The sequence below is a fragment of the Streptomyces sp. SID5464 genome, from assembly GCF_009862985.1.
GTDB classification, from domain to species: Bacteria; Actinomycetota; Actinomycetes; order Streptomycetales; family Streptomycetaceae; genus Streptomyces; species Streptomyces chartreusis_D.
Genome location: NZ_WWIQ01000050.1, coordinates 103,320 through 118,263, shown reverse-complemented (window position 1 = coordinate 118,263; position 14,944 = coordinate 103,320). Strand labels below are relative to the sequence as shown.

The 14,944-nt window shown below is 69.9% G+C and carries 15 protein-coding genes; 14 read left to right on the top strand and 1 reads right to left on the bottom strand.

The annotated features are described in order from the left end of the window. The first annotated feature begins 246 nt into the window (after positions 1 to 246). From GTY47_RS24570 to nusB, 3 genes are read left to right on the top strand one after another with little or no spacing between them, the layout of a single operon-like run. On the top strand, positions 247 to 1,338 hold the full coding sequence (locus tag GTY47_RS24570) for an aminopeptidase P family protein (protein WP_010046446.1): 1,092 nt from the start codon (positions 247 to 249) through the stop codon (positions 1,336 to 1,338). Positions 1,339 to 1,387: 49 nt separating this feature from the next. Beyond that, entirely contained in the window at positions 1,388 to 1,954 is a 567-nt protein-coding gene (gene efp / locus GTY47_RS24565; RefSeq protein WP_010046444.1) for an elongation factor P, read from the top strand. A 2-nt stretch (positions 1,955 to 1,956) separates the two neighbouring features. Then, positions 1,957 to 2,391 carry a transcription antitermination factor NusB gene (gene nusB, locus GTY47_RS24560; protein ID WP_010046441.1) on the top strand — a complete coding sequence of 145 codons (435 nt, stop codon included), beginning with the start codon at positions 1,957 to 1,959 and terminating at the stop codon, positions 2,389 to 2,391. Positions 2,392 to 2,568: 177 nt separating this feature from the next. On the opposite strand, the gene bldD is transcribed toward nusB, so the two are convergent. Continuing rightward, positions 2,569 to 3,072 carry a transcriptional regulator BldD gene (bldD, locus tag GTY47_RS24555; RefSeq protein ID WP_010046440.1) on the bottom strand — a complete coding sequence of 168 codons (504 nt, stop codon included), beginning with the start codon at positions 3,070 to 3,072 and terminating at the stop codon, positions 2,569 to 2,571. Between the two features lie 266 nt (positions 3,073 to 3,338). Between bldD and pyrR the strand changes: the two genes are divergently transcribed. The 11 genes from pyrR (at position 3,339) to rpoZ (ending at position 14,914) form a co-directional block, all read left to right on the top strand. Then, positions 3,339 to 3,905 carry a bifunctional pyr operon transcriptional regulator/uracil phosphoribosyltransferase PyrR gene (gene pyrR / locus GTY47_RS24550; protein ID WP_010046437.1) on the top strand — a complete coding sequence of 189 codons (567 nt, stop codon included), beginning with the start codon at positions 3,339 to 3,341 and terminating at the stop codon, positions 3,903 to 3,905. 93 nt (positions 3,906 to 3,998) lie between these two features. Beyond that, positions 3,999 to 4,976, top strand: a complete 978-nt coding sequence (locus GTY47_RS24545; protein ID WP_010046436.1) for an aspartate carbamoyltransferase catalytic subunit — start codon at positions 3,999 to 4,001, stop codon at positions 4,974 to 4,976. Positions 4,977 to 4,981: 5 nt separating this feature from the next. Further along, a complete protein-coding gene (locus GTY47_RS24540; RefSeq protein ID WP_010046435.1) occupies positions 4,982 to 6,268 on the top strand; it encodes a dihydroorotase in 1,287 nt (428 codons plus the stop codon). Continuing rightward, the gene (locus tag GTY47_RS24535; protein WP_029181629.1) at positions 6,265 to 6,834 is read left to right on the top strand and encodes a hypothetical protein; all 570 of its coding nucleotides are present in this window, start codon (positions 6,265 to 6,267) and stop codon (positions 6,832 to 6,834) included. The genes GTY47_RS24540 and GTY47_RS24535 overlap by 4 nt, the downstream gene beginning before the upstream one ends. Continuing rightward, positions 6,831 to 7,973 carry a glutamine-hydrolyzing carbamoyl-phosphate synthase small subunit gene (gene carA, locus GTY47_RS24530; RefSeq protein ID WP_010046428.1) on the top strand — a complete coding sequence of 381 codons (1,143 nt, stop codon included), beginning with the start codon at positions 6,831 to 6,833 and terminating at the stop codon, positions 7,971 to 7,973. Before GTY47_RS24535 ends, carA begins: the two co-directional genes overlap by 4 nt. Then, the gene (carB, locus tag GTY47_RS24525; RefSeq protein WP_010046427.1) at positions 7,966 to 11,274 is read left to right on the top strand and encodes a carbamoyl-phosphate synthase large subunit; all 3,309 of its coding nucleotides are present in this window, start codon (positions 7,966 to 7,968) and stop codon (positions 11,272 to 11,274) included. The genes carA and carB overlap by 8 nt, the downstream gene beginning before the upstream one ends. A 71-nt stretch (positions 11,275 to 11,345) precedes the next feature. Beyond that, positions 11,346 to 12,452, top strand: coding sequence for a quinone-dependent dihydroorotate dehydrogenase (locus GTY47_RS24520; RefSeq protein WP_010046426.1), 1,107 nt, complete (start codon positions 11,346 to 11,348; stop codon positions 12,450 to 12,452). Continuing rightward, positions 12,449 to 13,294, top strand: coding sequence for an orotidine-5'-phosphate decarboxylase (gene pyrF, locus GTY47_RS24515; protein WP_010046425.1), 846 nt, complete (start codon positions 12,449 to 12,451; stop codon positions 13,292 to 13,294). Before GTY47_RS24520 ends, pyrF begins: the two co-directional genes overlap by 4 nt. 299 nt (positions 13,295 to 13,593) lie before the next feature. Beyond that, on the top strand, positions 13,594 to 13,917 hold the full coding sequence (locus GTY47_RS24510) for an integration host factor (RefSeq protein ID WP_003977346.1): 324 nt from the start codon (positions 13,594 to 13,596) through the stop codon (positions 13,915 to 13,917). Positions 13,918 to 13,976: 59 nt separating this feature from the next. Further along, positions 13,977 to 14,570 carry a guanylate kinase gene (gmk, locus tag GTY47_RS24505; RefSeq protein ID WP_029181628.1) on the top strand — a complete coding sequence of 198 codons (594 nt, stop codon included), beginning with the start codon at positions 13,977 to 13,979 and terminating at the stop codon, positions 14,568 to 14,570. A gap of 71 nt (positions 14,571 to 14,641) precedes the next feature. Continuing rightward, positions 14,642 to 14,914 carry a DNA-directed RNA polymerase subunit omega gene (gene rpoZ, locus GTY47_RS24500; RefSeq protein ID WP_003988945.1) on the top strand — a complete coding sequence of 91 codons (273 nt, stop codon included), beginning with the start codon at positions 14,642 to 14,644 and terminating at the stop codon, positions 14,912 to 14,914. The last annotated feature ends 30 nt before the right edge of the window (positions 14,915 to 14,944 follow it).

Below are 14,944 nucleotides of genomic sequence, written 5' to 3'. Positions count from 1 at the left end.
TGGCCTGTGGTGGTGGGTGCCGCTGCGCTGGTGGCCTGTGGTGGTGGGTGCCGCTGCGCTCGCGCCCACCCTCCCCGGGGCCCCCGTCGCGCCGTTCCGAGGACGGACCTGTCTCTTATACACATCTCCCGGCGCGGCCCCGGCCCACCACGGGCGGGCACGCGCACCGTCGCGGACCCGTCGCGCACAACCCCCACTCGGCCCTCCCGACCGGCGACATCCCCCCGGCGCTCGTAGGCTCGGGTCATGTCAGAGGTGTACGCGGCCCGCCGGACGCGTCTGAGGGAATACTGCAACGCGGGCGGCAGCGCGGCGGCGCTGGTCTCCCGCCCCGCCAACGTGCGCTATCTCGCGGGCGCGGCCCCGCACGGCGCCGTTCTACTGCTGAGCAAGACCGAGGACCTCCTGGTGTGTGCCGGCCCGACGGCCGACCGCCCCACGCAGGAGCGCCCCGACGAGGCCCTGCGCGTAAAGACCCTGCCCGGAGTCGGCGGCGGTGACCCGGCCGTCGCGGCCGCCGGCCTCGCCGCGGGCCAGGGTGCCGACTCCCTCGCCGTGGAGGAGCACCACCTCACCGTGGCCCGGCACCGCGCCCTCGGCTCGGTCGCCCCCCGGCTCCGCCTCGCCAACCTCGGCGGTGCCGTAGAGCAGCTCAGGGTCGTCAAGGACGAGGAGGAGATCTCCTGCCTGCGCATCGGCGCCGAGATCGCCGACCAGGCCCTCGGCGAACTGCTGGAGTCCATCCTCGTCGGGCGGACCGAGCGCCATCTCGCCCTGGAACTCGAAAGACGCCTTGTGGACCACGGGGCCGACGGCCCGGCCTTCCCCACCTCCGTCGCCACGGGGCCCAACGCCGGACGGCCCGGGCACCGGCCCACCGACCGGCGCGTCGAGGAGGGTGACTTCCTCTCGGTCTGCGGCTACCGCTGCGAGATCGGCCGTACCTTCGTCATCGGCACCGCCCCCGCGGACTGGCAGATCGAGCTGTACGACCTGGTCTTCGCAGCGCAGCGCGCCGGACGTGAGAGCCTGGTACCCGGCGCCGCCTGCCGGGACGTCGACCGTGCCGCCCGCCAGGTCCTGGACTCCGCGGGGTACACAGAGGGCCTCACGGCTCTCACCGGACACGGGGTCGGGCTCGAAATCGACGAGGACCCTCAATTGAGTCCCGCGGCCATGGGTAAACTGGACGCTTGCGTGCCGGTCACCGTCGAGCCTGGGGTCCACCTCCCGGGCCGGGGCGGGGTCCGGATCGATGACACGCTCGTCGTCCGCCCAGAGGCGGATGGCGGACCCGAGCTACTCACCATCACGACCAAGGAGCTGCTCGCCCTGTAGGCAGGTGCGTGCCCCGGGGTCGTACGTCAGTCCAGGAGATTCCGCAACCGTGGCTTCCACGAACGACCTCAAGAACGGCATGGTGCTCAAGCTCGAAGGCGGCCAGCTCTGGTCCGTCGTCGAGTTCCAGCACGTCAAGCCCGGCAAGGGCCCGGCCTTCGTGCGCACCAAGCTCAAGAACGTGCTCTCCGGCAAGGTCGTCGACAAGACCTTCAACGCCGGCGTCAAGGTCGAAACGGCCACCGTCGACAAGCGCGACATGCAGTTCTCCTACATGGACGGCGAGTACTTCGTCTTCATGGACATGGAGACCTACGACCAGCTCATGGTCGACCGGAAGGCCGTCGGCGACGCCGCCAACTTCCTCGTCGAGGGCTTCACGGCCACGGTCGCCCAGCACGAGGGCGAGGTGCTCTTCGTCGAGCTGCCGGCCGCCGTCGAGCTGACCGTCCAGGAGACCGAGCCGGGCGTCCAGGGCGACCGCTCCACCGGCGGCACCAAGCCCGCCACGCTGGAGACCGGCCACCAGATCCAGGTCCCGCTCTTCATCACCACCGGTGAGAAGATCAAGGTCGACACCCGCACCAGCGACTACCTCGGCCGGGTGAACAGCTAACCGTGGCTGCCCGCAACACGGCCCGCAAGCGCGCCTTCCAGATCCTCTTCGAGGGCGACCAGCGCGGCGCCGAGGTCCTGACGGTCCTCGCCGACTGGGTCCGGCTCTCCCGGGCCGACACCCGGCAGCCGCCGGTGAGCGAGTACACGATGGAGCTGGTCGAAGGCTACGCGCAGCACGCGAAGCGCATCGACGAGCTGATCGCCCAGTACTCGGTCGGCTGGACGCTCGACCGGATGCCGGTCGTCGACCGCAACATCCTGCGGCTCGGCGCCTACGAGCTGATCTGGGTCGACGCGACCCCGGACGCCGTCGTCCTCGACGAGATGGTGCAGCTGGCGAAGGAGTTCTCCACGGACGAGTCGCCCTCGTTCGTGAACGGCCTGCTCGGACGGCTGAAGGACCTCAAGCCCTCGCTCCGCCGCGACGAGGTCTGAGAGAGACAGAACGCCGGAGGGCCCGCGGCAGCGTGACTGCCGCGGGCCCTCCGGCGTTCCCGTACCGTCGGGGGCTGCCGGGCTCTCAGAACGCCGCCGGGGTGGCCGAAACCCGTACGGTTTCGGCCACCCCGGCGGCACGTTTCTGCTGTTCCCTCGGCGACCTACCGGGAGCGGTCAGCCCTCCTCGTGGGTCGCCACCGCGCGCCGCGCGTCCGCGTCCAGGACGCCCCAGCTGATCAGCTGCTCGGTGAGGACGGAGGGCGACTGGTCGTAGATGACGGCGAGTGTGCGCAGGTCGTCCTGGCGGATCGAGAGCACCTTGCCGTTGTAGTCACCGCGCTGCGACTGGATCGTGGCCGCGTAGCGCTGAAGAGGGCCCGCCTTCTCGGCCGGCACCGTGGCCAGCCGCTCCAGGTCCAGGACCAGCTTCGGCGGCGGCTCGGCGGCGCCGCCCGGGGTCGTGCCCGGGAGCAGCTCCTGCACCGGAACGCCGTAGAAGTCCGCCAGCTCGGCAAGGCGCTGCACGGTCACGGCACGGTCACCGCGCTCGTACGAACCGACCACGACCGCCTTCCAGCGTCCCTGGGACTTCTCCTCGACACCGTGGAGGGAAAGGCCCTGCTGGGTGCGGATCGCCCGGAGCTTGGCCCCGAGCTGTTTGGCGTATTCGCTGGACATATAGCTCCCCGGCACTGTGTCGACGCGTCTGGCGTGGGTGCCAGGCCGCGCGGCTGGTAACTCACTGTGAGGTTACGCAGCGTTACTCTGCCGCGTCAAGCCGAATGGTCCGCACCGACTCTTCCGTGGTATCGGCACTCTGTTAGGTCGAGTGGGTGATCCGAGGGGGCCGTCCGGGTGACAGCGAGGGCCTGCTACGGTGGATGGCGCAATCCCGACGTCCTTTAAGGTCCGTCCCGTGAGGCGGAGAAGGAGGTCCGTTTCGTATGGACAAGCACGGCACACAGTCCGATGCCCGGCCCGTTCTCGAAGGGCCTGACATCGCGCGGGTACTGACCCGCATCGCCCACGAGATCGTCGAACGCGCCAAAGGCGCCGACGACGTGGTGCTCCTCGGCATTCCGACCAGGGGCGTCTTCCTCGCCCGGCGGATCGCCGACAAGCTCGAGCAGATCACCGAGCGCAAGGTTCCGTGCGGCTCGCTCGACATCACCATGTACCGCGACGACCTGCGCATGCACCCGCCGCGTGCGCTGGCCCGCACCGAGATCCCCGGTGACGGCATCGACGGCAGGCTGGTCGTCCTCGTCGACGACGTCCTCTTCTCCGGCCGCACCATCCGCGCCGCCCTCGACGCCATGAACGACATCGGGCGTCCGCGCGCGGTGCAGCTCGCGGTCCTCGTCGACCGCGGTCACCGCGAACTGCCCATCCGCGCCGACTACGTCGGCAAGAACCTCCCCACGTCGTTGCGGGAGACGGTCAAGGTCCAGCTCGCCGAGGAGGACGGTCGCGACACCGTGCTGCTCGGTGCCAAGCCGACCGCCCAGTAGCGCTCCAGGCGTACGCCGCTGTCGTACGCCTGTGCCCTCGCGTGCCCGTCTGCCCCATTTCTCCAGTTTGAACTGCCTTACGGAGCCTGACAGATGCAGCGTCATCTCATCTCGGCCGCCGACCTCACCCGCGACGACGCCGTCCTGATCCTCGACACCGCCGAGGAGATGGCCCGGGTCGCCGACCGGCCGATCAAGAAGCTGCCGACCCTGCGCGGCCGCACGATCGTCAACCTCTTCTTCGAGGACTCCACCCGGACCCGGATCTCCTTCGAGGCGGCCGAGAAGCGTCTCTCCGCGGACGTCATCAACTTCTCCGCCAAGGGCTCCAGCGTCTCCAAGGGCGAGTCCCTGAAGGACACCGCCCAGACGCTGGAAGCCATGGGCGTCGACGCCGTCGTCATCCGGCACGGCGCCTCGGGAGCCCCGTACCGGCTGGCGAACTCCGGCTGGATCGACGCGGTCGTCGTCAACGCCGGCGACGGCACCCACCAGCACCCCACCCAGGCCCTGCTGGACGCCTTCACCATGCGCCGCCGCCTGATCGGCCCGGACGCCGGGATCGGTCAGGACCTCGCCGGCAAGCGCATCACGATCGTCGGCGACGTCCTGCACAGCCGGGTCGCCCGCTCCAACGTCGACCTGCTGCACACCCTCGGCGCCGAGGTCACCCTCGTCGCCCCGCCGACCCTGCTGCCGGTCGGCATCGAGACCTGGCCCTGCGCGGTGTCGTACGACCTCGACAGCACGCTGCCCAAGTCCGACGCGGTGATGATGCTGCGCGTCCAGCGCGAGCGCATGAACGCCGCCTTCTTCCCGACCGAGCGCGAGTACTCCCGGCGCTACGGCCTCGACGGCGACCGCATGGCGCGGATGCCCGAGCACGCCGTCGTGATGCACCCCGGCCCGATGGTCCGCGGGATGGAGATCACCGCCGAGGTCGCCGACTCCGACCGCTGCACCGTCGTCGAGCAGGTCGCGAACGGGGTGTCCATCCGGATGGCCGTCCTGTACCTGCTGCTCGGTGGAAACGAACCCGCCGTCACCCACCCCCGCACCGAGGAGAAGTAAGACAGATGAGCAAGATCCTGATCCGTGGTGCCGAGGTGCTCGGCGGCGAGCCGCAGGACGTGCTGATCGACGGCGGAACCATTGCGGAGGTCGGCAACGGCCTGTCCGCCGAAGGTGCCGAGGTCGTCGAGGCCGAGGGCAAGGTGCTGCTGCCGGGCCTGGTCGACCTGCACACGCATCTGCGCGAGCCCGGCCGCGAGGACTCCGAGACCGTCCTGACCGGTACGCGCGCCGCGGCCTCCGGCGGCTACACCACCGTGTTCGCCATGGCCAACACCTTCCCGGTGGCCGACACCGCCGGTGTCGTCGAGCAGGTCTGGCGGCTCGGCAAGGAGCACGGCTACTGCGACGTCCAGCCGATCGGTGCCGTCACCGTGGGGCTGGAGGGCCGCAAGCTCGCCGAGCTGGGCGCCATGCACGAGTCGGCCGCCGGGGTCACCGTCTTCTCCGACGACGGCAAGTGCGTCCACGACGCCGTGATCATGCGCCGCGCCCTGGAGTACGTGAAGGCCTTCGGCGGTGTCGTCGCGCAGCACGCGCAGGAGCCGCGGCTGACCGAGGGCGCCGAGATGAACGAGGGCGTCGTCTCCGCCGAGCTGGGCCTCGGGGGCTGGCCCGCGGTGGCCGAAGAATCGATCATCGCCCGGGATGTCCTGCTCGCCGAGCACGTCGGCTCCCGCGTCCACATCTGCCACCTGTCGACCGCCGGGTCCGTCGAGATCGTCCGCTGGGCCAAGTCCCGCGGTATCGCCGTGACCGCCGAGGTCACCCCGCACCACCTGCTCCTCACCGACGAGCTGGTCCGCACGTACAACCCCGTCTACAAGGTCAACCCGCCGCTGCGCACCGAGCGCGACGTGCTGGCCCTGCGCGAGGCGCTCGCCGACGGCACGATCGACATCGTCGCCACCGACCACGCCCCGCACCCGCACGAGGACAAGGACTGCGAGTGGGCCGCGGCCGCCATGGGCATGGTCGGCCTGGAGACCGCGTTGTCGGTGGTGCAGGAGACCATGGTCGACACGGGCCTGCTGGACTGGGCCGGCGTCGCCGACCGGATGTCCTTCAAGCCCGCGCAGATCGGACAGGCCAAGGGGCACGGCCGTCCCGTCTCGGCAGGTGAGCCCGCCAACCTCACCCTCGTCGACACGGCATACCGTGGCCCTGTGGACCCCGCGGGCTTCGCCTCGCGCAGCCGCAACACCCCCTACGAGGGGCGTGAGCTGCCGGGCCGTGTGACGCACACGTGGCTGCGGGGCAAGGCCACGCTCGTCGACGGGAAGCTCACGTGACACCTGTACTTCTGCTGGCCGCCGAGAAGGAATCGGCGCAAGTGACCGACTGGGCCGCCCGCATCGGCTGGGTCGTCGGCCTCGCCCTGTTCGTCGCGCTGGTCTACTGGCTGATGCGCGAGGGCTGGAAGTGGCGCGGCACGCTCCAGGGCGACCTGCCCGAGCTGCCCACGACCCCGGACGAGACGGGCCCGCCGCGCCTGACCATGAGCGGCCGCTACCACGGCTCCACCACCGCCGGACAGTGGCTCGACCGCATCGTCGCCCACGGCCTGGGCACCCGCAGCCGCGCCGAGCTGACCCTCACGGACGCCGGACTGGACGTCGTACGCCCCGGGGCGAGCGACTTCTTCGTCCCGGCCGCACAGCTCCGCGAGGCCCGGCTCGACAAGGGCATCGCTGGCAAGGTGCTCACCGAGGGCGGCCTGCTCGTCGTCACCTGGGAGCACGGCGACCGGCTGATCGACTCCGGCTTCCGCTCCGACCACGCGGCCGAGCACAACGAATGGGTCGAAGCCATCAACTCCATGATCGAAACGAACAGCAGGGAAGGCGCCGAACGATGACCACCTCCACCAGGGGAGCTGCAAAAACTCCCGCCGTACTCGTCCTGGAGGACGGCCGGGTCTTCCGCGGCCGTGCCTACGGGGCCGTGGGGGAGACCTTCGGCGAAGCGGTGTTCTCCACCGGCATGACCGGCTACCAGGAGACCCTCACCGACCCCTCGTACCACCGCCAGGTCGTGGTGATGACCGCCCCGCACGTCGGCAACACCGGCGTCAACGACGAGGACCCGGAGTCGAAGCGCATCTGGGTCTCGGGGTACGTCGTGCGCGACCCCGCGCGCGTGCCGTCCAACTGGCGCTCGAGGCGCTCGCTGGACGAGGAGCTGGCGGCGCAGGGCGTCGTCGGCATCTCCGGCATCGACACCCGCGCCCTCACGCGCCACCTGCGCGAGCGCGGCGCCATGCGCGTCGGCATCTTCAGCGGTGACACGATCCAGGACGACGCCGCGCTGCTGGCCCGCGTCCAGGACGCCCCCCAGATGAAGGGTGCGAACCTCTCCGCCGAGGTCGCCACCACCGAGCCGTACGTCGTGCCCGCGATCGGCGAGAAGAAGTTCACCGTCGCCGCCGTCGACCTCGGCATCAAGGGCATGACCCCGCACCGCATGGCCGAGCGCGGCATCGAGGTGCACGTGCTCCCGGCGACCGCGACCGTCGAGGACGTCTACGCGGTCAACCCGGACGGCGTGTTCTTCTCCAACGGCCCCGGCGACCCCGCCACCGCCGACCACCCCGTCTCCCTCATGCGGGGCGTCCTGGAGCGCGGCACGCCGCTGTTCGGCATCTGCTTCGGCAACCAGATCCTGGGCCGCGCGCTCGGCTTCGGCACCTACAAGCTGAAGTACGGCCACCGCGGCATCAACCAGCCGGTGCAGGACCGGACGACCGGCAAGGTCGAGGTCACCGCGCACAACCACGGCTTCGCCGTCGACGCCCCGCTCGACCAGGTCTCCGAGACCCCGTTCGGCCGCGCCGAGGTGTCCCACGTCTGCCTCAACGACAACGTGGTGGAGGGGCTCCAGCTCCTCGACCGCCCCGCCTTCAGCGTCCAGTACCACCCCGAAGCGGCAGCCGGCCCGCACGACGCCGCCTACCTGTTCGACCGCTTCGTTTCCCTGATGGAGGGCCAGCGTGCCTAAGCGCACCGATATCCAGTCCGTCCTGGTCATCGGCTCCGGCCCGATCGTCATCGGCCAGGCCGCCGAGTTCGACTACTCCGGCACCCAGGCGTGCCGCGTCCTGAAGGCCGAGGGCCTCAGGGTCGTCCTGGTCAACTCCAACCCGGCGACGATCATGACCGACCCCGAGATCGCCGACGCCACCTACGTCGAGCCCATCACCCCCGAGTTCGTCGAGAAGATCATCGCCAAGGAGCGTCCCGACGCGCTGCTGCCCACCCTGGGCGGCCAGACGGCCCTCAACACCGCGATCTCGCTGCACGAGGCGGGGACGCTCGACAAGTACGGCGTCGAGCTGATCGGCGCCAACGTCGAGGCGATCCACAAGGGCGAGGACCGCGACCAGTTCAAGGAGGTCGTGGAGGAGGTCCGTAAGAAGATCGGCCACGGTGAGTCCGCCCGGTCCTACATCTGCCACTCCATGGACGACGTCCTCAGGGGCGTCGAGGAGCTCGGCGGCTACCCGGTCGTGGTCCGCCCGTCCTTCACCATGGGCGGTGCCGGCTCCGGCTTCGCCCACGACGAGGAGGAGCTGCGCCGCATCGCCGGTCAGGGCCTCACGCTCTCGCCGACCACCGAGGTGCTCCTGGAGGAGTCCATCCTCGGCTGGAAGGAGTACGAGCTGGAGCTGATGCGCGACAAGCACGACAACGTCGTGGTCGTCTGCTCCATCGAGAACTTCGACCCCATGGGCGTGCACACCGGCGACTCGATCACCGTCGCCCCGGCGATGACGCTCACCGACCGTGAGTACCAGACCCTGCGGGACATCGGCATCGCCGTCATCCGCGAGGTCGGCGTCGACACCGGCGGCTGCAACATCCAGTTCGCGGTGAACCCCGAGGACGGCCGGGTCATCGTCATCGAGATGAACCCGCGCGTGTCGCGCTCCTCGGCCCTCGCCTCCAAGGCGACCGGCTTCCCGATCGCCAAGATCGCCGCCAAACTCGCCGTCGGCTACACGCTGGACGAGATCCCGAACGACATCACACAGGAGACCCCCGCCTCCTTCGAGCCGACGCTCGACTACGTGGTCGTGAAGGCTCCGCGCTTCGCCTTCGAGAAGTTCCCGAGTGCGGACGCCACGCTCACCACCACCATGAAGTCGGTCGGCGAGGCCATGGCCATCGGCCGCAACTTCACCGAGGCCTTCCAGAAGGCCCTGCGCTCGCTGGAGAAGAAGGGCAGCCAGTTCACCTTCGTCGGCGAGCCCGGCGACAAGCAGGAGCTGCTGGAGGCGTCCGTTCGCCCGACCGACGGCCGTATCAACACCGTCATGCAGGCCATCCGTGCCGGTGCCACGCCCGAGGAGGTCTTCGAGTACACGAAGATCGACCCCTGGTTCGTCGACCAGCTCTTCCTGCTCAAGGAGATCGCGGACGAACTGGCCGAGGCGCCCGAGCTGACCACCGACCTGCTCGCCGAGGCCAAGCGGCACGGCTTCTCCGACCAGCAGATCGGTGAGATCCGCGGCCTGCGCGAGGACGTCGTCCGCGAGGTCCGGCACGCGCTGGGCGTCCGCCCGGTCTACAAGACGGTCGACACCTGCGCCGCCGAGTTCGCCGCGAAGACGCCGTACTTCTACTCCTCCTACGACGAGGAGACGGAGGTCGCCTCCCGCGAGAAGCCGGCCGTCATCATCCTGGGCTCCGGCCCGAACCGCATCGGCCAGGGCATCGAGTTCGACTACTCCTGCGTCCACGCCTCCTTCGCGCTGAGCGACGCGGGCTACGAGACCGTGATGGTCAACTGCAACCCGGAGACCGTCTCCACGGACTACGACACCTCCGACCGCCTGTACTTCGAGCCGCTGACGCTCGAAGACGTGCTGGAGATCGTGCACGCGGAGCAGCAGGCCGGCCCGGTGGCGGGTGTCGTCGTCCAGCTCGGCGGCCAGACCCCGCTGGGCCTGTCGCAGGCGCTGAAGGACAACGGCGTGCCGATCGTCGGCACGTCCCCGGAAGCCATCCACGCGGCCGAGGACCGGGGCGCCTTCGGCCGGGTCCTCAAGGAGGCCGGCCTCCCGGCCCCCAAGCACGGCACCGCCACCACCTTCGCCGAGGCCAAGGCCATCGCCGACGAGATCGGCTACCCGGTCCTGGTGCGCCCGTCGTACGTCCTCGGCGGGCGCGGCATGGAGATCGTCTACGACGAGACGCGCCTGGAGGCGTACATCGCCGAGTCGACGGAGATCAGCCCGTCCCGGCCGGTCCTGGTCGACCGGTTCCTCGACGACGCGATCGAGATCGACGTCGACGCACTCTACGACGGCGAGGAGCTGTACCTCGGCGGCGTCATGGAGCACATCGAGGAGGCCGGCATCCACTCCGGCGACTCGGCGTGCGCCCTGCCCCCGATCACGCTCGGCGGCTTCGACATCAAGCGCCTGCGGGCCTCCACGGAGGGCATCGCGAAGGGCGTCGGGGTGCGCGGCCTGATCAACATCCAGTTCGCGCTGGCGGGCGACATCCTCTACGTGCTGGAGGCCAACCCGCGCGCCTCGCGGACCGTCCCCTTCACCTCGAAGGCGACCGCGGTGCCGCTGGCCAAGGCCGCCGCCCGGATCTCGCTGGGCGCCACGATCGCCGAGCTGCGCGCCGAGGGCCTGCTGCCGGCCAGTGGCGACGGCGGCGAGCTCCCACTGGACGCGCCGATCTCCGTCAAGGAGGCCGTCATGCCGTGGTCGCGCTTCCGCGACATCCACGGCCGCGGCGTCGACACGGTCCTCGGCCCGGAGATGCGCTCCACCGGCGAGGTCATGGGCATCGACTCCGTCTTCGGCACGGCGTACGCCAAGTCGCAGGCGGGCGCCTACGGCCCGCTGCCCACCAAGGGCCGCGCCTTCATCTCGGTCGCCAACCGCGACAAGCGCTCGATGATCTTCCCGGCCCGTGAGCTCGTCGCGCACGGCTTCGAGCTGCTCGCCACCTCCGGCACGGCCGAGGTCCTCAAGCGCAACGGCATCAACGCCACCGTCGTGCGCAAGCAGTCCGAGGGCACCGGCCCGAACGGCGAGAAGACCATCGTCCAGCTCATCCACGACGGCGAGGTCGACCTCATCGTCAACACCCCGTACGGCACCGGTGGCCGCCTCGACGGCTACGACATCCGTACCGCGGCCGTGGCACGCTCCGTGCCCTGCCTGACGACGGTCCAGGCGCTCGCGGCGGCGGTCCAGGGCATCGACGCCCTCAACCGCGGCGACGTGGGCGTCCGATCGCTCCAGGAACACGCGGAACACCTGACCGCGGCCCGCGACTAGCAGCCGAAGAGGGGGACACCGGAAACGGTGTCCCCCTCTTCGTGAGGACGCCATGTCTTCGTGAGGACACCATGTACAAGATCTTTTTCAGTCTGCTCTTCAAGCGGATGGACCCGGAGCAGGCGCACCACCTCGCCTTCCGCTGGATCCGCCTGGCCGCCCGCGTGCCCGTGCTGCGCACCCTCCTCGCGGCCGCCCTCGCGCCCCGCCACAAGGAGCTGCGCACGGAGGCCTTCGGGCTGCGCATGCACGGCCCCTTCGGGCTCGCCGCGGGCTTCGACAAGAACGCGGTCGGCATCGACGGCATGGCGATGCTCGGCTTCGACCACGTCGAGATCGGCACGGTCACCGGTGAACCGCAGCCCGGCAACCCCAAACAGCGGCTGTTCCGCCTGGTCAAGGACCGGGCGCTGATCAACCGCATGGGCTTCAACAACGACGGATCGCTCCGCGTCGCCGCCCGTCTGGCCTCCCGGACGCCCGTCTTCAAGACCGTCGTCGGTGTCAACATCGGCAAGACCAAGGTCGTCCCCGAGGAGGAGGCCGTCGCGGACTACGTGAAGTCCGCCGAGCGGCTGGCCCCCTACGCCGACTACCTCGTCGTCAACGTCTCCTCCCCGAACACGCCCGGCCTGCGCAACCTCCAGGCCACCGAGGCGCTGCGCCCCCTGCTGAGCGCCGTCCGCGAGGCCGCCGACCGGGCGGTGGCCGCGCGGCGCGTCCCGCTCCTGGTCAAGATCGCGCCGGACCTCGCCGACGAGGACATCGACGCCGTCGCCGACCTCGCCGTGGAACTCGGCCTGGAGGGGATCATCGCCACGAACACCACGATCGCGCGCGAGGGACTCGGCCTGAAGTCAGACTCCTCCCTGGTCAAGGAGACCGGCGGCCTGTCCGGGGCACCCCTGAAGGAACGCTCCCTGGAGGTCCTGCGCCGCCTCTACGCGCGCGTGGGCGGCCGGATCACCCTGGTGGGCGTCGGCGGCGTCGAGAACGCCGAGGACGCCTGGCAGCGCATCCTGGCCGGTGCCACGCTGGTCCAGGGTTACAGCGCCTTCATCTACGAGGGGCCCTTCTGGGGCCGCTCCATCCACAAGGGGCTCGCCGCGCGCCTGCGCACCAGCCCGTACGCCACGCTCGCCGACGCGGTGGGCGCCGACGTGAGGAAGACGGCATGAGTGGTCTCGAACCCTTCGGCGCCCGTCTGCGCCGCGTGATGGACGAGCGCGGCCCGCTGTGCGTCGGCATCGACCCGCACGCCTCCCTGCTCGCCGAGTGGGGCCTCAACGACGACGTGACGGGCCTGGAGCGGTTCAGCCGCACGGTCGTCGAGGCGGTGGCCGACCGGGTCGCCGTGCTCAAGCCGCAGAGCGCGTTCTTCGAGCGGTTCGGCTCGCGCGGCGTCGCCGTCCTGGAGAAGTCGGTGGCCGAGGCGCGGGCGGCCGGCGCGCTGGTCGTGATGGACGCCAAGCGCGGCGACATCGGCTCGACCATGGCCGCGTACGCCGAGTCCTTCCTGCACAAGGACGCCCCGCTGTTCTCCGACGCGCTGACCGTCTCGCCCTACCTGGGTTACGGCTCGCTCAGCCCGGCCGTCGCGCTGGCCCGGGAGAGCGGCGCCGGGCTGTTCGTGCTGGCGCTGACCTCCAACCCGGAGGGCGGCGAGGTCCAGCACGCCGTGCGGTCCGACGGCCGGAACGTCGGAGCGACCGTGCTCGCGCACCTGTCCGCCGAGAACGCGGGGGAGGAGCCCCTGGGGTCCTTCGGCGCGGTCGTCGGCGCGACCCTCGGTGACCTGTCGTCGTACGACCTGGACATCAACGGCCCGCTCCTCGCGCCCGGTATCGGTGCCCAGGGGGCGACGCCGGCCGATCTTCCCGGGGTCTTCGGGGCGGCGGTGCGCAACGTCGTGCCGAACGTCAGCCGGGGAGTGCTGCGCCACGGTCCCGACGCGGTCGCGCTGCGTGACGCCGCGGAGCGCTTCGCGGAGGAGATCCGGCAGGCCGTGACGTCCGTCTGACCTCAGGCTGACCTCTTTCCGACCTCCTCCTGATCTCCTCCGGAGTCCTCCGATGAGTGGTCCGGGGCGCGCTTGAGTCTGAATACATCCTCAAATCCGGGGCAGTATGTCCTAAATGTCCGTTCAGATGAAGGCTGACCAGGACTTTTCCGCTGTTCTCGCTGACTCTGGCGGACTTGCCCGCTAGTCTCCGACGAGAGTGAACGGGCAAGCGTGTTGCTCGTGGCTCCCCAGGTGTGGGGCGACTAGGTTCCTCACCGGTCCGTATCCGACAGTTCGACATCCGAGGTGACGTAGGCGTGGCTCTTCCGCCCCTTACCCCTGAACAGCGCGCAGCCGCGCTCGAAAAGGCCGCCGCGGCTCGCCGGGAGCGGGCCGAGGTCAAGAATCGACTCAAGCACTCCGGCGCCTCCCTTCACGAGGTCATCAAGCAGGGCCAGGAGAACGACGTCATCGGCAAGATGAAGGTCTCCGCCCTCCTCGAGTCCCTGCCGGGCGTGGGCAAGGTCCGCGCCAAGCAGATCATGGAGCGACTCGGTATCTCCGAGAGCCGCCGCGTGCGTGGTCTCGGGTCCAACCAGATCGCCTCCCTCGAGCGTGAGTTCGGCAGCACCGGTTCCTGAACCGGGCACTGAAGGGGGAGCGAGTCCCGGGCACTCCGGGATTGCTGGATAATCGCTGCATGGCTGCAACACCCCGGGGGACGACCCCCGTGCCCCCGGACGTACGTCCGCGGCTGACCGTGCTCTCCGGCCCCTCCGGGGTCGGCAAGAGCACGGTCGTCGCCCATATGCGCAAGGAACATCCCGAGGTCTGGCTCTCGGTGTCGGCGACGACCCGCAAGCCCCGCCCCGGCGAGAAGCACGGAGTCCACTACTTCTTCGTCACCGACGACGAGATGGACAAGCTGATCGCCAACGGCGAACTGCTGGAGTGGGCCGAGTTCGCGGGTAACCGCTACGGCACGCCGCGTGCGGCCGTGCAGGAGCGCTTGGAGAAGGGCGAGCCCGTACTCCTCGAGATCGACCTCCAGGGCGCCCGTCTGGTCCGGGAGTCGATGCCCGAGGCCCAGCTGGTGTTCCTGGCTCCTCCCTCCTGGGAGGAGCTGGTGCGCAGACTCACCGGGCGGGGCACCGAACCGCCCGAGGTCATCGAGCGCCGGCTCGAGGCGGCCAAGATCGAACTGGCCGCCGAGCCGGAGTTCGACACGACCCTGGTGAACACCTCCGTCGAGGACGTGGCTCGCGAGCTGCTAGCCTTGATGGACGTCGTGTGACCATCGCTGATCGTTTCCGGGTCTCGCTGATCACCCCGACAGAATCTTTCCCATCCATCGGAAGGTAGAGCGTGTCCTCTTCCATCTCCGCGCCCGAGGGCATCATCAACCCGCCGATCGACGAGCTCCTCGAGGCCACCGACTCGAAGTACAGCCTCGTGATCTACGCGGCCAAGCGGGCCCGCCAGATCAACGCGTACTACTCGCAGCTCGGCGAGGGTCTCCTCGAGTACGTCGGTCCTCTCGTCGACACCCACGTCCACGAGAAGCCGCTCTCGATCGCCCTTCGCGAGATCAACGCGGGGCTGCTGACGTCCGAGGCCGTCGAGGGCCCGGCGCAGTAAGTACTATTTGCAGCTTGACGCTGACTTTTC